The organism is Phenylobacterium sp. (assembly GCF_035539035.1).
Classification (GTDB): Bacteria; Pseudomonadota; Alphaproteobacteria; order Caulobacterales; family Caulobacteraceae; genus Phenylobacterium.
The window spans coordinates 65026-82712 of sequence record NZ_DATLJI010000008.1 but is presented as its reverse complement, the minus strand read 5'-3'; the positions used below and the strand labels follow the sequence as shown (position 1 = coordinate 82712).

The 17687-nt window shown below is 70.9% G+C and carries 20 protein-coding genes; 14 read left to right on the top strand and 6 right to left on the bottom strand.

Going from position 1 to position 17687, the window contains the following annotated elements:
- Positions 1-372: 372 nt before the first annotated feature.
- Positions 373-1452 carry a zinc-binding dehydrogenase gene (locus VM685_RS02420; protein ID WP_325458512.1) on the bottom strand — a complete coding sequence of 360 codons (1080 nt, stop codon included), beginning with the start codon at positions 1450-1452 and terminating at the stop codon, positions 373-375.
- Between the two features lie 85 nt (positions 1453-1537).
- Here VM685_RS02420 and fabD point away from each other — a divergent pair, with 85 nt between their 5' ends.
- The 11 genes from fabD (at position 1538) to VM685_RS02365 (ending at position 11585) form a co-directional block, all read left to right on the top strand.
- On the top strand, positions 1538-2482 hold the full coding sequence (gene fabD / locus VM685_RS02415) for an ACP S-malonyltransferase (protein ID WP_325458511.1): 945 nt from the start codon (positions 1538-1540) through the stop codon (positions 2480-2482).
- Between the two features lie 11 nt (positions 2483-2493).
- Positions 2494-3234, top strand: a complete 741-nt coding sequence (gene fabG, locus VM685_RS02410; protein ID WP_325458510.1) for a 3-oxoacyl-[acyl-carrier-protein] reductase — start codon at positions 2494-2496, stop codon at positions 3232-3234.
- 123 nt (positions 3235-3357) lie between these two features.
- Complete coding sequence (locus tag VM685_RS02405; protein WP_012522113.1) at positions 3358-3597, top strand: acyl carrier protein; 240 nt, start codon at positions 3358-3360, stop codon at positions 3595-3597.
- Between the two features lie 86 nt (positions 3598-3683).
- Complete coding sequence (gene fabF / locus VM685_RS02400; protein ID WP_325458509.1) at positions 3684-4973, top strand: beta-ketoacyl-ACP synthase II; 1290 nt, start codon at positions 3684-3686, stop codon at positions 4971-4973.
- Positions 4970-6034 carry an endolytic transglycosylase MltG gene (gene mltG, locus VM685_RS02395; RefSeq protein WP_414693333.1) on the top strand — a complete coding sequence of 355 codons (1065 nt, stop codon included), beginning with the start codon at positions 4970-4972 and terminating at the stop codon, positions 6032-6034. Before fabF ends, mltG begins: the two co-directional genes overlap by 4 nt.
- A gap of 2 nt (positions 6035-6036) precedes the next feature.
- A complete protein-coding gene (locus VM685_RS02390) occupies positions 6037-6918 on the top strand; it encodes a YicC/YloC family endoribonuclease (protein ID WP_325458508.1) in 882 nt (293 codons plus the stop codon).
- A gap of 66 nt (positions 6919-6984) precedes the next feature.
- Positions 6985-7590, top strand: coding sequence for a guanylate kinase (gene gmk / locus VM685_RS02385; RefSeq protein ID WP_325458591.1), 606 nt, complete (start codon positions 6985-6987; stop codon positions 7588-7590).
- A gap of 143 nt (positions 7591-7733) precedes the next feature.
- On the top strand, positions 7734-9326 hold the full coding sequence (locus VM685_RS02380; protein WP_325458507.1) for a flavin monoamine oxidase family protein: 1593 nt from the start codon (positions 7734-7736) through the stop codon (positions 9324-9326).
- Between the two features lies 1 nt (position 9327).
- Entirely contained in the window at positions 9328-9720 is a 393-nt protein-coding gene (locus tag VM685_RS02375; protein ID WP_325458506.1) for a cytochrome c, read from the top strand.
- Between the two features lie 332 nt (positions 9721-10052).
- Positions 10053-11021: a magnesium/cobalt transporter CorA gene (gene corA, locus VM685_RS02370; protein ID WP_325458505.1), complete on the top strand. Its 969-nt coding sequence runs from the start codon at positions 10053-10055 to the stop codon at positions 11019-11021.
- Positions 11022-11225: 204 nt separating this feature from the next.
- A complete protein-coding gene (locus tag VM685_RS02365; RefSeq protein WP_325458504.1) occupies positions 11226-11585 on the top strand; it encodes a response regulator in 360 nt (119 codons plus the stop codon).
- A gap of 6 nt (positions 11586-11591) precedes the next feature.
- Here the strand turns inward: VM685_RS02365 and VM685_RS02360 are convergent, their stop codons facing one another.
- Together VM685_RS02360 and VM685_RS02355 are read right to left on the bottom strand one after the other, a co-directional pair.
- A complete protein-coding gene (locus tag VM685_RS02360; RefSeq protein WP_325458503.1) occupies positions 11592-11810 on the bottom strand; it encodes a hypothetical protein in 219 nt (72 codons plus the stop codon).
- Positions 11811-11896: 86 nt separating this feature from the next.
- Positions 11897-12919 (bottom strand): YbhN family protein, encoded by a 1023-nt coding sequence (locus VM685_RS02355; protein WP_325458502.1) that lies wholly within the window; start codon positions 12917-12919, stop codon positions 11897-11899.
- A gap of 112 nt (positions 12920-13031) precedes the next feature.
- Between VM685_RS02355 and VM685_RS02350 the strand changes: the two genes are divergently transcribed.
- On the top strand, positions 13032-13676 hold the full coding sequence (locus VM685_RS02350) for a BON domain-containing protein (RefSeq protein WP_325458501.1): 645 nt from the start codon (positions 13032-13034) through the stop codon (positions 13674-13676).
- A 3-nt stretch (positions 13677-13679) separates the two neighbouring features.
- Here the strand turns inward: VM685_RS02350 and VM685_RS02345 are convergent, their stop codons facing one another.
- Entirely contained in the window at positions 13680-14084 is a 405-nt protein-coding gene (locus VM685_RS02345; RefSeq protein WP_325458500.1) for a hypothetical protein, read from the bottom strand.
- A gap of 83 nt (positions 14085-14167) precedes the next feature.
- On the opposite strand from VM685_RS02345, the gene VM685_RS02340 reads away from it, so the two are divergent.
- Together VM685_RS02340 and VM685_RS02335 are read left to right on the top strand one after the other, a co-directional pair.
- Complete coding sequence (locus tag VM685_RS02340) at positions 14168-14479, top strand: polyhydroxyalkanoic acid system family protein (protein WP_325458499.1); 312 nt, start codon at positions 14168-14170, stop codon at positions 14477-14479.
- Positions 14480-14567: 88 nt separating this feature from the next.
- A complete protein-coding gene (locus VM685_RS02335; RefSeq protein ID WP_325458498.1) occupies positions 14568-14750 on the top strand; it encodes a hypothetical protein in 183 nt (60 codons plus the stop codon).
- A 91-nt stretch (positions 14751-14841) separates the two neighbouring features.
- On the opposite strand, the gene VM685_RS02330 is transcribed toward VM685_RS02335, so the two are convergent.
- On the bottom strand, positions 14842-15777 hold the full coding sequence (locus tag VM685_RS02330; protein WP_325458497.1) for a calcium-binding protein: 936 nt from the start codon (positions 15775-15777) through the stop codon (positions 14842-14844).
- A 31-nt stretch (positions 15778-15808) separates the two neighbouring features.
- Complete coding sequence (locus tag VM685_RS02325; RefSeq protein ID WP_325458496.1) at positions 15809-17653, bottom strand: FG-GAP-like repeat-containing protein; 1845 nt, start codon at positions 17651-17653, stop codon at positions 15809-15811.
- Positions 17654-17687 lie beyond the last annotated feature (34 nt).

Below are 17687 nucleotides of genomic sequence, written 5' to 3'. Positions count from 1 at the left end.
TCCAGGTTTTGCAAGAGGTGTGCTCAGGAAGGACAGGAGCAGGTTTGTTTTTCCCAAGAGCTTGCCGACTTGAGGCGGCTCGCAGGGTGGGATGCCTTACTTGTTCACTCTCCTTTTGGTGGCGCCGTACATCCGGCGGACAACCCCGTGGTGTAGAAGTATAGTGAATCAGAGAACGACGTTCGAGGATCGCGGGTTGCATCGGCTTGCGAATTGGGATCAGAAGTATTCGTTACGTGGCAATCTGCCACACGAGCGCCGATTTGCTTTTGAGCCACGTCAAAATGTGACGCTTCTGGGGCCCGAAAGCCAAGCTTCCGCAGGCGAGTTCCAGGGATCTCTCCCGTAATGGCAGAGCTTTGTTCTGCGGGATCAGGCGCCCGGCGCGACCAGGATCTTCACATGAGCCTCCGGATCGGCCAGCGCCTGGAAGGCGCCGGCGACGCCCTCCAGCCCGACCTTCCCGGTGACCAGGTCCGAGACGTCGATCACGCCCTCGGCCAGGTGGCGCAGGGTCTGGGCGAACTCCTCGGGCGTGTAGCCGAACACGAAGGTGAGCTCGACCTCCTTGGTGATGGCGATCGAGGGCTCGATCCGGTCGGTCTCCATGCACACGCCGGCCACTACGATCTGGGCGCCGGCGGGGGCCGCCTCGATCAGGCCCTGCAGCACGCCGGGCGCGCCGACGCATTCGAAGATCACCGGCCGGCCGAAGCTGCCGCCCATCATGCGGACCATCTGTTGGGCCGCCCGCGCCTTCGGCACGCCCAGGGCGTCCCAGCGCTCGTGCGGCGACTCGACGGCCGGATCGACGAGGATGTCGGCGCCCAGCCGCTCGGCGGCGGCCCGGCGGCGCGGAGAATAGTCCGCGGCGATCACCGGCCCGTGGCCGGCCGCCTTCAGCGCCCCGATCACCGCCAGGCCCACGGGGCCGCAGCCCACCACGAGGGCGACCGAGTTCGCATCCATCCGCGCCTTGGCCACCGCGTGCAGGCCGACGGCGAAGGGCTCGGTGAGCGCCGCCTGGTCGGTGGGCAGGCCGTTGGGCACCTCCAGCAGCAGGGCCTCGGAGAGCAGCATCCGCTCGGAAAACCCGCCGGGCAGCCGGTTGGAGAAGCCCAGGAGCTCGACGCCCGAAGGCGTCATGGTCGCCGGCACGCTGACCACCCGCGCGCCGGGCTTCAGGGTCCGCCTGGTCCCGGGGCCGAAGTCCAGCACCTCGGCGCAGAACTCGTGGCCGAACACCGTGTCCCCCGTGGGGTCGAAGCCGTTGTCGATCCCGCCGGCCCGCCGCGACAGGTCAATCATGTGCTCCATATGATGGAGCGCGTGCAGGTCCGAGCCGCAGATGCCGCAGGCCAGGGTGCGCACCAGCACCTGGCCCTCCGCCGGCTCGAGTTCCGGAATCTCGTCGCAGACCAGCTGCTTGTTGCGCCGCACGACCGCTCTCATGGCGTCCTCCCCCTGCTGCTTGCCCACGATAGCCTTATCCCCTAACCCTCGCCGCTCGGATTCTTGAGACCTGACGGAGCGGCCCATGAGCCTCGCCTTCATCTTCCCGGGCCAAGGCAGCCAGGCGGTCGGCATGGGGGCCGAGCTGGCCGAGGCCTTCGCCACCGCCCGCGAGGTGTTCCAGGAGGTGGACGACGCGCTCGGGCAGGGGCTGTTCCGGCTCATGAAGGAAGGTCCCGAGGACCAGCTCACCCTGACCGAGAACGCCCAGCCGGCGCTGATGGCGGTGAGCGTCGCCGTCGCCCGCACCCTGGAGCGCGAGTTCGGCGTGGGCATGGAGAAGGCCGCCTTCGTGGCCGGCCACAGCCTGGGCGAATACTCCGCGCTCGCCTCCGCCGGCGCCATCAGCCTGGCCGACACCGCCCGGCTCCTGAAGCTGCGCGGCCAGGCGATGCAGCGGGCCGTGCCGGTGGGCGCGGGCGCCATGGCCTCGCTGATCGGCCCGAAGACCGATGTGGCGCTCGCCGAGGAGGCCGCCGCCGCCGGGGCCGAGCTCGGCGTCTGCGTGGTCGCCAACGACAACAACCAGGGCAATGTGGTGATCTCCGGCGCCAAGGCCGCCGTCGACCGCGCCATCGAGAAGGCCAAGGAGCTGGGCGCGCGGGCGATCCCGCTGAACGTCTCGGCCCCCTTCCACTGCCCGCTGATGCAGCCGGCCGCCGACGAGATGGCCCAGGCGCTCGCCGAGGCGGCGATCCTCGCCCCGAAGGCGCCCGTGGTGGCCAATGTCACCGCCCGGCCGACCAACGATCCCGAGGCGATCCGGCGTCTGCTGGTGGAACAGGTGACCGGGCGGGTCCGCTGGCGCGAGAGCGTGCTGTGGCTGGCCGGGGAGGGTGGCGTCACCCGCTTCGCCGAGGCGGGCGCCGGCAAGGTGCTCTCCGGCATGGTCAAGCGGATCGCGCCCGACGCCGAGGCGGTCCCCCTCAATGCGCCGGCCGACCTCGAAGCCTTCGCCAAGAGCCTTTAGAGAGGACGCCCATGTTCGACCTGACCGGCAAGACCGCCCTCGTCACCGGGGCCACCGGCGGCATCGGGGCGGAGATCGCCCGCGCCCTTCACGAGCAGGGCGCCCACGTGGTCCTCTCCGGCACCCGCGAAGCGGTGCTGCAGGACGCCGCCGCCCGCATGGGCGAGCGCGTCTCGACCGTCGCCGCCAACCTGTCCGACGCCGCGGCCGTCGACGCGCTGATCGAAACCGCCGAGGCCGCCGCGGGCGCGCCGATCGATGTCCTGGTGGCCAACGCGGGCATCACCAAGGACGGCCTCCTCCTGCGGATGAAGGACGAGGACTGGGACGCCGTGATCAAGGTGAACCTGGAAAGCTACTTCCGCCTCTCGCGCGCCGCCGTGAAGGGGATGATGCGGCGCCGGACGGGTCGGATCATCGGCATCACCTCGGTGGTGGGCGTCATGGGCAACCCCGGCCAGGCCAACTACGCCGCCTCCAAGGCCGGCATGATCGGCTTCTCGAAGGCTCTGGCCCAGGAAGTGGCCAGCCGCGGAATCACCGTGAACTGCGTGGCCCCCGGCTTCATCGAGAGCCCGATGACCGATGCGCTCAACGAGCAGCAGCGCGGCCAGATCATGTCCACCATCCCGGCCGGGCGGCTGGGGGCGGGCCGGGACGTGGCTACCGCGTGCGTCTATCTGGCCAGCGAGGAGGCCGCCTACGTCACCGGCCAGACCCTGCACGTCAACGGCGGCATGGTGATGATCTAGCCCTCGCCACCCGGAAGCGAACATGCTACCCGGCGGCCCGAACCAATCCACCTCGGCGGCAGTTGACACCAGCGTCGCTGTCGCCGAATGCAAATGACCGACTAAGCCTGAGGGACCTACCTAATGTCCGACGTCCTTGAACGCGTCCGTAAGATCGTCATCGAACACCTCGACGCCGATCCCGAGAAGGTCACCGAGAAGGCGAGCTTTATCGATGACCTGGGCGCCGACAGCCTCGACAACGTCGAGCTGGTGATGGCGTTCGAAGAGGAATTCGATATCGAGATCCCCGACGACGCCGCCGAGCACATCCAGACCGTCGGGGACGCCGTGAAGTTCATCCAGGAGCGTCTGGGCGCCTAAAGCGCCTCAATCTGCTTGGAAATTTAACCGCCGCGTCGCCGAGGGTCCCACCCGAAGCCGCGGCGGTTCTCGTTTGAGGACCCGCCATGCGTCGTGTCGTCGTCACCGGGATCGGCCTCGTCACCCCTCTGGGGACCGGCGCCGAGCACGTTTGGAAAGAGATCCTCGCCGGAAAGTCCGGCGCGGGCCGCATCAGCGCCTTCGATCCGACGGCCTATGCCTGCCAGGTGGCCTGCGAAGTGCCCCGGGTGGACGGCCGCGGCGGCGGCGGACCGGACGTGCCGGGCTCCTTCGATCCCGACAAGACCCTGGCCCCCAAGGACCAGCGTCGCGTGGACGACTTCATCCTCTACGCCATCGCCGCGGCCGACGAGGCGGTGCGCGACTCCGGCTGGATGCCCGGCGAGGACGACCGCGAGGGCCGCGAGCGCACGGGCGTGATGATCGGCTCGGGCATCGGCGGCCTCGGCGCCATCGCCGACACCGCCATCGAGCTGCACGAGAAGGGCCCGCGGCGCATCTCGCCGTTCTTCATCCCGTCGGCTCTCATCAACCTGGCCAGCGGCCAGGTCTCGATCCGCTGGGGCTTCAAGGGTCCGAACCACTCGGTGGTGACGGCCTGCGCCACCGGCGCCCACGCCATCGGCGACGCGGCCCGGATCATCAAGTACGGCGACGCCGACGTGATGATCGCCGGCGGCGCGGAGGGCTCGGTGGTGCCCGTGGGCATCGCCGGCTTCGTGGCCTGCCGGGCCATGTCCACCAACTTCAACGACACGCCGGAGAAGGCCAGCCGCCCCTACGACAAGGACCGCGACGGCTTCGTCATGGGCGAGGGCGCCGGCATCCTGGTGCTGGAGGAGTACGAGCACGCCAAGGCGCGCGGGGCGAAGATCTACGCCGAGGTGGCGGGCTACGGCATGGCCGGCGACGCCTATCACATCACCGCGCCGGCCGATGACGGCGACGGCGGCTTCCGGGCCATGAAGGCGGCGATCAAGGACGCCGGCGTCGAGCCGGCGGACATCGACTACATCAACGCCCACGGCACCTCGACGCCGCTCGGCGACGAGATCGAGCTCGGCGCCGTCGAACGCCTGCTCGGCAACGCCGCCTCCAAGGTCACCATGAGCTCCACCAAGTCGGCCACCGGCCACCTGCTGGGCGCCGCCGGCGCCATCGAGGCGGCCTTCACGGTGCTCGCCATCCGCGACCAGATCGCGCCGCCGACCATCAACCTCGACAATCCGTCGGTCGAGACGCCGATCGACCTCGCGCCGCACAAGGCGGTGCCGCGGGAGATCAATGTCGCCATGTCGAACTCCTTCGGCTTCGGCGGCACCAACGCCTCGGTGGTCTTCAAGAAGGTCGCGTGACCCGACGCCCGCGCCCGCGCCGCCGCGCCGTTCCGCGCAAGGCCCCGCCGGGGCCGCTGCGGATGGTCGCCGGCGTGGCCGTGGCCTTCGCCGCCTTCCTGATCGTCGCCGGCGCCTGGGTCACCTGGACCTACCGCGGGCCCGGCCCTCAGGCCCCGCGGGGCGCGGCCACCACCGTGGTGCTCGAGCGCGGCTCCGGCCTCTCCGAGATCGCCGGCGAACTCGCCCAGGCCGGCGTCATCAAGTCCAAGGCGCTGTTCATGGCCGCGGCCCGGCTGACGGGCGCGGCGGGCGTCCTGAAGGCCGGGGAGTACGAGTTCCGTAGCGGGGCCTCCATGGCCCGGGTGCTCGACGACATCCGCGCCGGCCGCGTGGTGCGCCACCTGATCACCGTGCCCGAGGGCTGGACCAGCGAGATGGCCTGGGAGGCCGTGCAGCGCCAGCCGGTGCTGACCGGCCAGGCGCCGGTCCCGGCCGAGGGCGCGCTGCTGCCCGATACCTATCAGGTCCAGCGGGGCGACAGCCGCGCCGCGGTCCTGCAGCGGATGGCCGACGCCCAGGACAAGCTGATGGCCGAGCTGTGGCCGAAGCGGCAGCCGGGCCTGCCGTTCGACACGCCCGAGAAGGCCCTGACCCTCGCCTCCATCGTCGAGAAGGAGACCGGGATCGCCGCCGAGCGGCCGAGGATCGCGGCGGTGTTCGTCAACCGGCTGCGCCAGGGCATGCGCCTGGAGAGCGATCCGACGATCATCTACGGCATCTCGCGCGGCCGGCCGCTGGGACGCGGCATCCTCGCCTCCGAGCTGGCCGCCGCCACGCCCTACAACACCTACCGGATCGACGGCCTGCCGCCGACGCCGATCGCCAATCCGGGGCGGGCCTCGATCGAGGCGGTGCTGAACCCGCCGCGCAGCACGGAGCTGTTCTTCGTCGCCGACGGCTCGGGCGGCCACGTGTTCGCCTCGACCTTTGACGAGCACCAGCGCAACGTCGCCCAGTGGCGGCGCGTGGAGCGTGAGCGCGCGGCCCGGACGGCGGCGGGGCCGGGGACGGGGCGGTAGACATGGCGATCTCGGGCATGACCGGCTTCGGCCGGGCGGAGGGCGCCTCCGGCGCCTGGAGCTGGGCGGTGGAGGCCCGTTCGGTCAACGGCCGCAACCTGGAGGTCCGCTTCCGCGGGCCGCCAGGCTTCGAGGGCCTGGAGCGCGCCGCCCGCGAGGGCGCGCAGGCCCGCTTCCAGCGCGGCCAGCTCACCATCGGCCTGCAGGCCCGCCGGACCGAGGGCGCCGGATCGGTCCGCGTGAACATCGACCAGCTGGAGCGCTACCTCTCGGCCGGCGGCCCTTATGTGGCCACCGGCATGGTCGCGCCGCCGAGGCTCGACGGCCTGCTGGGTCTGAAGGGCGTCATCGAGGCGGCCGACGGGCAAGACGATCCGGAGGCGCAGGCGGCGCTCGAGGCGGCCATGGCGGCCTCCATCGGCGCGGCCCTGGACGGCCTCCTGGCCGCGCGCCGGGAGGAGGGCGGAGCGCTCACGGGCGTGCTCGCCGGGCAGATGGAGCGCATCGCCGAGCTCGTGGCCGCGGCCGAGAGCCATGCCGCCGCCCAGCCCCTGGCCATCAAGGAGCGGTTCGAGCGGCGCATGGCGGAGCTGGCCGGCGACGCGGTGCCCGAGGAGCGGGTGCTGCAGGAGGCCGCGGCCCTGGCCGTGAAGGCCGACGTCCGCGAGGAGCTCGATCGCCTCTCCGGCCACATCGACGCCGCGCGCGCCCTGGTCGGCGGTGACGGCGCCGTCGGCCGGCGGCTGGATTTCCTGACCCAGGAGTTCATGCGCGAGGCCAACACCCTCTGCTCGAAGTCGGCCATCGCCGGCTTGACCACGGTGGGGCTCGACCTCAAAGCCGTGATCGAGCAGTTCCGCGAGCAGGTCCAGAATGTGGAGTAGGGCGTCTTGAGCACCCACGACGACCATCACGCCAAGCCGTGGGAGACGGTCCGCCGCGGCCTGCTGATGCTGGTCTCCAGCCCCGCCGGCGCCGGCAAGACCTCGCTGTCGCGCCGCCTGGTCGCCGACTTTGCCGGCATGACGCTCTCCATCTCCGCCACCACCCGCAAGCCGCGGCCGGGCGAGGAGGAGGGCCGCGAGTACTTCTTCAAGGCGCGCGCCGAGTTCGAGGCGATGATCGCGGCGGGCGAGCTCCTCGAATGGGCCGAGGTGAACGGCCAGCTCTACGGCACCCCCAAGGCGCCGGTGATGGCGGCCCTCGAAGCCGGCAAGGACGTGATGTTCGACATCGACTGGCAGGGCGCGCGGCAGATCGCCGAGCAGGCGCCGGCCGATTCGGTGCGGGTGTTCATCCTGCCGCCGTCCTGGCCCGACCTGGCGCGACGGCTGCACGCCCGCGCCCAGGACAGCGTCGAGGTGATCAACCAGCGGCTGGAGTTGGGCAAGCGCGAGATCACCCACTGGGGCGAGTACGACTACGTCATCGTCAACAAGGACTTCGACCGCGCCTACGCGGACCTGAGCCACATCTACCGCGCCGAACGGCTGAAGCCCGGCCGCAATCCCTGGCTGCCGGAGTTCGTCGAGGGCCTGCTGGACGAGACGATCTAGGGCCTCTCTGCCCATCGGCTAGACAGCGGGCGGCGGAGTTCCGCCCATCCGGAGGAATCTGCGCCGCCGCGGCCGCTCGCCGCTCGCGCAGCCTTATCGCCGTTCACTAGCCTCGTCCCAGTTCAGCAGCGGGCGGGTTGGGGATGGCTTCCGAACGACAGGCGCCGACACGGCGCCAGCTTTTCCAGGCGATCGGGATGATCGGCGGCACGGCCGCGATCTACCAGATGATGACCACCTTCGGTCACGCGGCGGAGACCCGTTTCGACGGGCCGCCGGACCTGTCGGGCGCACGGAAGGGCGCCTCCGTCATCGTCCTGGGCGCGGGGCTGGCCGGGATGCTCGCCGCCCACGAGCTCACCCGGGCGGGCTACAAGGTGCGCATCCTGGAATACCAGAACCGCGCCGGCGGCCGGAACTGGTCCCTGCACGGCGGCGACACCTTCACCGAGATGGGCGGCGCCACCCAGCACGTGCGCTTCGCCAAGGGGAACTACCTCAACCCGGGCCCCTGGCGGATCCCGCACCACCACCGGACCCTGCTGCACTACTGCAAGGCGTTCGGCGTGGCGCTGGAGCCCTTCATCCAGTTCAACCACAACGCCTATGTCCACTCGACCGAGGCCTTCGGCGGCGCGCCGCAGCGGTTCCGGTCGCTGGCCGCGGACTTCGAGGGCAACGTCGCCGAACTGCTCGGCAAGGCCATCGACCAGAAGGCCCTGGATGCGCGCCTCACGCCCGAGGACATGGACCGCCTGAAGGAGGCGCTCCGCGGCTGGGGCATGCTCGACGACGACATGCGCTATGTGAAGGGCTTCCGGTCCTCCAGCCACCGGGGCTTCGAGCTTCCACCCGGCGGCGGGGTGAACGGCGCGCCCCGGCCCTCGGACCTCTTCCCCTTCGACGAGGTGCTGAAGTCCGGCGTCTGGGCCCAGATGGCCTTCTTCATGAACGACGAGTTCCAGACCACCATGTTCCAGCCGGTGGGCGGCATGGGCAAGATCGGCGAGGGCTTCGCCCGGCAGGTCGGCCACCTGATCACCTACAACGCCAAGGTAACGAAGCTCCACCAGGACCGCTCGGGCGTCACCGTCACCTACGCGGACACCGGCTCCGGCGCGGTGACCGAGGCCAAGGCCGACTTCTGCGTCTGCACCATCCCGCTGACGGTGCTGAGCCAGATCGAGAACAATCTGTCGGCGAAGAAGAACGCCGCCATCCAGGCCGTGCCCTACTCCTCCTCCGTGAAGATCGGGCTCGAGATGCGCCGTCGGTTCTGGGAGGAGGACCACGACATCTACGGCGGCCACTCCTTCACCAACCAGCAGATCGGCCTCGTCTCCTATCCCAACAACAACTTCTTCCAGGACGGACCGGCGGTGCTCCTGGGGGCCTTCGCCAACGGTCCGGGCGGCTATCACCTGGGCGGCATGACGCCGGAGGAACGGATCGAGCTCGCGCTGCGCGAAGGCTCGGTGTTCCACCCTGGCAGCTACCGCAAGGAATTCCTGAGCGGCGCCTCGGTCGCCTGGAGCCGCACGCCCTGGGTGATGGGCTGCTGCGCCCGCTGGAACGAGGAGACCCGCCGCGACCACTACCAGGAGCTCGTGGCGCTGGAAGACCGGGTCGTCCTGGCCGGCGAGCACGCCTCCTACGTCGGCTGCTGGATGGAGGGCTCGCTGCTCTCGGCGCTTGACGCCATCACCCGCCTGCACAAACGCGCCCTGGAGGCCTGAGATGCGGATCCGCCTGTTCGCCTTCGCGATCGCCGCCGCCGCCATGGCGGCCCCAAGCCTCGCCGACGAGCCCGGGCCCGGCGGCGCGAAGCCGCCCGTGCCGAAGACCGGCGAGGAAGTCTACCGGATGTACTGCCAGACCTGCCACATGGCCGACGCCGCGGGCGCCAGGGGGGCAGGGGCCTTTCCGGCGCTCGCCCGCAACGAGCGGCTGGGGACCGCGGCCTACGCCATCTACATGGTGGAGAACGGCAAGGGCGGCATGCCGCCCTTCCGGGGCGCCCTGACCTCCGCCCAGGTGGCTGAGCTCGTCACCTACCTGCGCACCCACTTCGGCAACACCTACGCCGAGCCGGTCACGGCCGCGGAGGTCGAGGCCATGCGTCCCCACTGAGGGCGCTCGTCGGACTGGAAAAAAACGGGGCATGACGCTCCCCGGGGGCGGCCGGCTCCCTGTCCAGGGGGACGTAGCCAGGCTGCGGGCGATGTCTTCGGCTCTGTCCCGCTCACCGAACCGAACACCCTTCGGAGGTAACTCGGCCAGGCGAATTTCGCGTGCTGGGAGAGTTGCTACAACCTGTAGGAAACCCATTCTGGGCCAAATGGGGGTTCTGCGGCCGCGACATTCCGTCACCCGCAACCCAGGCGCGATCTGCCGGCGCCGGTCCCTGGAGCGCCAGACGCCCTCGTTTGGAGCCCTGCGGCGAACCCTGCTAGGCCTGCGCCATGACCGTCGTCGCCGCCTATGTCTATCGCCACGGCCAGCGGGTCCGGGCGCTGACCCTCGACAGCGTGGAGAGCCTCAGCCTCGCGCCCGACGAATTCGCCTGGATCGGTCTCTTCGAACCTGGCGAGGCCGAGCTGCGGGTGCTCGCCAGCCGCTTCGGCCTGCACGCCCTGGCCGTCGAGGACGCGTTGAAGGCGCACCAGCTGCCCAAGGCCGAGGTCTATGACGGCGAGCTGTTCGTGGTGGCCAAGACCGCCCAGACCCAGGACCGGATCATCGCCTACGGCGAGACCCACATCTTTCTGGGCCCCCAGCACATCATCACCGTCCGGCACGGCTCGGCCCGCGCCCACACCGACCTGCGCGCCCAGCTGGAGGCCGCGCCGCGGCTGCTCGCCCACGGCGGCGACTATGTCCTGCACGCCATCCTCGACTTCGTGGTCGACGGCTACGTGCCGATCGTCGACGAGATCGAGGAGGAGGTCCTGGAGATGGAGCGCCGGGCCCTCGACAGCTTCCTCGCCCGCACCGAGATCATGCGCATCTTCCAGATCCGCGGCGAACTGATGCGCTTCCGCCGCATCCTGGGGCCCATGGAAGAGATGGCCGGCCGGCTGGAACACCTCGAGGCCCCCTGCATCGACGCCGAGGTGCGGCCCTACTTCCGCGACGTGCTCGACCATGTGCGCCGGGTGTCCGTGCGGGTGGAGGGCCTGCGCGAAGTGCTGTCCTCCGTGTTCGAGGTGGCCAGCCTGCTCGAGCAGCAGCGGCAGGGCTCCATCACCCGCAAGCTGGCCGCCTGGGCCGCCATCCTGGCGGTGCCGACCGCCATCGCCGGCATCTACGGCATGAACTTCGACAACATGCCGGAGCTGCATGCGAGGTACGGCTACTACGTCGTTCTGGCCGCGATCGCGGTGATCTGCGCGGGCCTCTATCTCTGGTTCAAGCGGTCGCGCTGGCTCTAGGCCGGAACTGCGCGGCGGGCTCGGCGGTTACCGATTCGCAGCGGCAGGCGCTCCCCCCGAGCCGGCAGCCGCAGCAAGGCCCCGTCAGTCCCTGTGGACGACGGGGCCTCGTCTTTTGAGGATGGCGCCGCTTGCCCCAAGTCCGCCGTATTTCGGGTCGATCGGTGGACCATGGCCGCCCCTGTGCCGCCCCGGAGTGAGTCGATGACCAGCGTACTCCTTGTCGAAGATGAGCCGGATGTCGCCGAGCTCGTGGAGGAGGCCCTGGCCGACGTCGGCCTCGACGTGCAGGTGGCGTTGAGTGACCGCTCCGCCCTGGCGGCCCTCGAGGGGGAGGCGCGGAGCTTCGCGGCCCTGGTCACCGACATCAACCTGGGCGTGGGCGTCACCGGCTTCGACATCGCGCGCAAGGCCCGCCAGCTGAACGGCGAGATCAAGGTTGTCTACATCACCGGCCACGCCGCCCACCTGTCCAAGCACGGGGTGGAGGACGCCCTGATGTTCCCCAAGCCGTTCTCCGCCGTCGAGCTGGCCGACCAGGTGCGGATGCTGCTCGCCCAGTAGGCTGGTCTAGAGCCTGGCTTCGTCGTCGCGCAGGGTGCGCGGATCCCCCGGAAGACGGATGTGGGCGCCGGCGGCGCGCAACTCGGCCACCCGTTCCGGGTCGAAGCCCGGCACGCACGCCACTTCGTCCCAGCTGAGATAGGGCCGCCAGAGGATCAGGTCGTAGGCGCCTTCCAGGCCGACGAGCTTGGTCAGCGCCGCAAGGCTTGCGGTGTTGAGGTCCATTCGCCGCCTCCCGCGGTCATGGAGCCCGCCCAGTCCCAGTCCGCCACAACAAATGTGAATGGCTGCAGTTCCCCCCGGCGGGCGGATTAGCGGCGGCGCGGCCGGCGCAGGGTGTCGCCCAGCAGGGCCAGCAGCGCCACGGCCAGCGGCAGCAGGAAATAGGCGAGCCGGTAGCCCAGGAAGGCTGCGGCCAGGGAGGCGGCCGGGGCCCGCGGCAGGAGCGCCGAGAGCGTGCCCTCGAACACCCCCGCGCCGGCCGGCACCGTCGAGATCAGGCCCGCCACGCAGGCGATGGCGTAGGCGCCCACGAAGGCCAGGTAGTCCACCGTGCCCGGCGGCAGCAGGATCCAGATGATCGCCGCGGCGGTGGCGTTGTCCGCCGCGCCCACCGAGAGCTGCACCAGGGCCTTTCCCGGCGAGGGCAGGGCGAGCGTCCGGCCGAACGCGTGCAGCGGCGTGCGGTGCAGGGCGCAGGTCAGCAGGTAGGCGGCCACGGCGGCGAGCAGCACCGCGCCGGTGGTTCGCGCCACTGGCGTGGCGATGGCGGAGGCGGCGAGCGCCTGGGGACTGGCCAGCAGCAGGCCGGCGCCGGCCAGGGTGGCGATGCCCACCGCGAACGAGAAGCCCTGGAAGAGGGTCGCGCCCGCCACCTGGGTCAGGCCGACCCCGTAGCGGTCGTAGAGCCTGGCCCGCACCGCGCCGGAGACCAGCAGGTTCGCCCCGAGCGAGTGGGCGATGGCGTTGGCGATGAAGGCGGTGGCCAGGGTCGGCGCCCAGGGCAGCCTGGCGCCCATCCAGCGCAGCCCCACCTTCTCCACCACCCCCATCAGCAGGAAGCTGACCGCCGACAGCGCCAGCGCCCCGAGGATCGCGCGATGTCCCCAGCGGCGCACCTCCGCCGCCACGTCGGCGAATGCGAGGTCGTGATAGTCGCGCCAGAGCACATAGCCGGCCGCGCCCAGCAGGATCACCGGGATCAGCCTGAGCGCCCACCGGCGAATCAGGACGGGCAGGGTGGTGCGACGGTCGGGCAGGGCCTGGGCGAGTTCGTCCTCCAGCGGGTGGTCCGCGGGGGCTTCGGCGTGCGGCGGCGGGTCCGGGGTCGGCACGGCCCTGGTGTCTCAGGAGTCGCGCGGGGCGTCACGCCTGCGTCAGGCGCGGGAACCGATGCCCACGGCGCAGGTTTCAGCCGCGGACCCCTTTCGAAGGAGGAGAATGGCCATGCCGCGCGATGACTGGCGGGAGCGGGACGATGAGCGCCGGGAGCGCTACGGACGGACGCGCGACCGGGACGATTTCGGCCAGGCGGACTATTCCACCGACTACGGCTACGACCCGCGCCGGCGCGCCGGCTACCGGGCGGACGAGGCGGCGAGCTTCCGCACGGACGACTACGGCCAGGCCGACTACTCCAGCGACTACGCCTATGACGAGGAGCGCGGCCGGGCCTACCGTCGGTTCTCGGAAGACGATCGGGACTACGGCCGCCGCATGGACGCCGGGGACTATCGCCGCGACGACGAGCGGCGCGAACACGAGCGGGCCGACGGCGGCCGGTCCTGGATGGAGCGGGCGGGCGGCTTCTTCGGCGGCCGCGAGCGGAGCGACGAGCGCCACGCGCGCCGGCGCGGCCCCTCGGACCGGGTGCTCTGGGCGGTGATCGTGGAGCGGCTGGAAGACGAGCGCCGGCTCGACCTGCGCGATGTGGACGTCGTCGTGGAGGACGGGGAGGTGACCCTCAACGGCACCGTGCGCCGCAAGGAGGACCGCCGCCGCATCGAGGACATCGCCGACATCGACGGCGTCCGGCACGTGCAGAACAACCTGCGCGTCCGCGAGCGCGATCGCGGCTGGACGTTCATCTGACGCCTAGCGCTGGGCGAACCGCCGGCGGAAGCGCTCGACCACGACGGGCGCGACCGCCGCGCTGAGGCCGCCCAGGTCGGCCACCCAGTTGTCGGTCAGGGGCCCCAGCGGCGCACCGCTCAGGAGGTGCAGCGCCTCGAGCAGGGTGGCGAAGAGGGCCACGCCGATGGCCGCGGTGCGAAGCCTGGTCCGCGGCATGGCGGCGAGCGCGCACAGGGTCAGCACGTAGAAGGCGGCGAAGTGCTGCAGGTTGGGCGAACGGACGAAGTCCGGCACCAGCTCCGGCGGCAGGAACTTGGCGACGATGATCGCCACGCCGGCGCCCAGCAGCGACAGCCGGGACAGCACGGCCAGCGGCCCCGAGTCCGGGTAGCGTCCCTCTCCGAACACGCTGCGGTCTTCGCTCATGAGCCTCCTCCCGACGGCCCTATGCTCTAGGGGTGATCCGCGCCGTGCGGAACCCCCCGGCGCAGCCCGGGCGTTGAAGACACATGAGCAAGGCGATCACCGTCAACATTCCCCACGAGCTCGGGCGCGCCGAGGCCCGCCGCCGGATCGAGGAGGGGTTCAGCCGCTTCTCCAGCCAGATGGGGGCCGCCGCCGGCGCCTTCACCAAGAGCTGGGACGGCGACGTCCTGCGCTTCTCCCTGCAGGCCATGGGGCAGGCGATCTCGGGCTCCATCGAGGTCGCCGAGACCGCCGTGAAGCTGGAGGTCCTGCTGCCCAACCTGCTGGCCATGATCGCCGGCAAGCTGAAGGGCCGTCTGCAGAAGGAAGGCCAGATCCTGCTGGAGAAGAAATAGCTCCGGGCACCGGCGCTATGTCGACTGAGGGACAAAGGACTCATCCGCCGCTCGGCTATCTACCCCCTGCGGAGAGGGGACGAGAGCGTTGGCGGCCTATCGTGTGCAGGTGCTCGACGACAGGGACGAGCTGGTGGTCGGCGCGACGCTGAACTGTCCGGACGACGCGGCGGCGAGGGCCAGGTTCCTGGCCCTGCCGCTGCCCGCCGGGCGGGCCGAGCTGTGGCTCGGCCGCCGCCTGCTCCTGCGCCGCGCCGTCGAGGAGGCCTAGAGCATCCGCAGCCAGGCGACGAAGGCCGCCACCGAGGCGATCACCGCCAGCAGCTCGAGCGCCCGCGACCAGCGCACCTCGTAGCGCCGCCTCACGCCCCGAAGATCCAGTCGCCGGTGAGGCTGGAGAGCTGCACGCCGACCAGCACCATCTGGCCGCCGCCGCCCATGGTGATGACCACGTCGCCGCCGACCTGGGCGGTGGAGTAGGTGGTGCCCGGCAGCACGTTCACCCGGTCGCCCTCGGCCCGGCTGAAGTCGAGCACGCGGTCGATCCCCGCGTCGCCGTGGGTGTGGAACAGGTCCGCGCCGGTCCCGCCGGAGATGGTGTCGTCGCCCTTGTCGCCGGCCAGCCAGTCGTCGCCGGCGCCGCCGCTGACGCTGTCGTTGTCCTGGCCGCCGCGCACCCAGTCGGAGTCCGCCCCGCCGCTCACCGTGTCGGCGCCCAGGTTGCCGTAGACGATGTCCCAGCCTTCGTCGCCGTACTGGACGTCGTTGTCCTTGCCGCCGACCACCCAGTCGTCGCCCAGCCCGCCGTGGACGGTGTCGTTGCCGGCGTTGCCGTGCACGTCGTCGAAGTCCGCGCCGCCGCGGATCACGTCGTCCCCGTCGTGGCCGCGCAGGTAGTCCCGGCCGGCGCCGCCCTCGATGGTGTCGTTGCCGGCGTAGCCGTACATGCGGTCGGCCGCGGCGGAGCCGATCAGGTTGTCGGCGCCCGCCAGGATGGTGCTGCGCGCGGTCTCGTTGGCGTTGGTCTCCGCCCAGCCGACGCCGGTGGCCAGCGGGACCGAGAAGCCGCTGGCGTCGAAGGTGACCTCGCCCTTGAAGGTCTCCCGCCAGCCGGTGACCGTGCCGTCGGAGATCTCGCCGGCGGTGTAGGTGAACTGGCCGGTGAACTCATAGGTCCAGTCGCCGTCCTTCAGGACGTAGCGCGTCTCGGTCTGGGTGATCGGGTCTCCGAGCAGCAGGTCGCTGATCTTCAGGTTCTCGAAATCCATGCCCGAGGGGCCGGCGGTGACGGTCGTCATTGGGGGTACTCCACGCGAAGGGGGGAAGGGCTCAGGCGCCGAAGATCCAGTCGCCCGTGAGGCTGGAGAGCTGGACGCCGACCAGGATCATCTGGCCGCCGCCGCCCATGGTGATGACCACGTCCGCGCCGACCTGGGCGAAGGCGTAGGTGGTGCCGGGGTCCACCAGGACGCGGTCGCCCTCGGCCCGGTTGAAGTCGAGCACGCGGTCGATGTCGGCGTTCCCGAAGGTGTGGAACAGGTCGGCGCCGGCCCCGCCGGTCACCGTGTCGTCCCCGCGGTCACCCGAGACGTAGTCGTCGCCGGCGTCGCCGCGGACGATGTCGTCGTTCTGGCCGCCGCGGACCACGTCGTTGCCGTCGCCGCCGGACTGGGTGTCGTCGCCGATGTTGCCGTAGACGACGTCGTGGTCGGCGCCGCCGAACAGCAGGTCGTTGTCGCGCCCGCCGACCACCCAGTCGGGGCCGAGCCCGCCGGAGACCGTGTCGTCGCCCATGTTGCCGTGGGTGTCGTCGAAGCCGTCGCCGCCGGCGATCCGATCGTTGCCCTCGTCGCCGCGCAGATAGTCCCGCCCGCCGCCGCCCACGATGACATCGTCGCCGCCGCCCGCGTTCATGGTCTCGGCGTCGTTGTCGCCCATGAACCCCTCGGCGGCGGCCGTGCCCTGCTGGTTGGTTCCCGGATCGATCCCGAGGTCCACCCGGAGCTGCTCCTGGCCATCCCACTTGCCGCGCCAGGCGATGAAGTCCGTCCGCCCGTCGCCGTTCACGTCCGCAGGCGTGATCTGGTCGTACTCGTTGCCCGGCAGCAGCGACGGCGTCTGGATGAAGTTCCCCATGCCGTCGTTCAGGTAGAACGGCGCGCTCGAGCGGTCGGAGAGCACCATGTCCGTGAGCCCGTCGCCGTTGACGTCGGCCAGGTGGACGCGCCGCACCCAGATGCCGGCGTTCATGGAGCCGGGCAGGCTGGTCGCGGTGGCGTCCGTGAAGCCGCCCGCGCCGTCGTTCAGCAGGAGCTGGATCTGCCGGTGGATCTCCGCGCCGGCCGGCACGGAATAGTTGGCGACAAGGTCCAGGCGTCCGTCGCCGTTGGCGTCGAACGCCTGGATGTCCACCGCGTCGGCGTTGGGGAGCCCCCGCGGGAGGTTGCGGCCGGAGTCGGTGAAGACGCCCTGACCGTTGTTGAGCAGCAGGCGCGAGCCGGTATTGGTGCTCGAGCCCAGGAACAGGTCCTGGTCGCCGTCGGCGTCGACATCGATGAAGGCCTCGGCCCAGTGGTTCGGGCCCCCGGCCGCCGTGATCGAGGTCGGCAGGTTCGACGCCGAGCGCGTGAAGCCGCCGGCGCCGTCGTTGATCAGGAAGAAGGGCCTGACCCAGGCCGTGCCGCCGCCGCCGTTGCCCACATAGATGTCGAGGTCGCCGTCCCGGTCGATGTCCGCGGCCTCGGCGGAGTGGGTGTAGTCCGACACCTGGGGCAGCTGCGCCGTGGCGTTGGCGAGACCCGTCGCGCCACTGGAGAGCAGCAGGGCGTTCTGCGCGCCCGGGAACGGATTGGTGTCGTAGCCGTGGTCGGCCACGAAGACATCCGCCCGGCCATCCCTGTTGAAGTCGCCCACCACGACTTCGCGGGCGTGGACGGTGGCGGGCGCGCCGCCGGCGATGCCGGCCGTCCGGTCGGTGAACCCGCCCGCGCCGTCGCCCGCGAGGAAGCGCACCGGCGTGCCGCGATTCTCCAGGGGATAGAGGAAGTAGGTCAGCAGGACGTCGACCTTGCCGTCGCCGTTGAAGTCGCCGACCGCGACCTCGTGCACCGAGGCGTTCTCATAGCCGGCGCGGACCGGGACGGAGAAGTTCTGCGAGGCGTAGTAGCTGGGCATCGGCGCGGCCTCCTAGGCCGTCAGGCTGATGCGG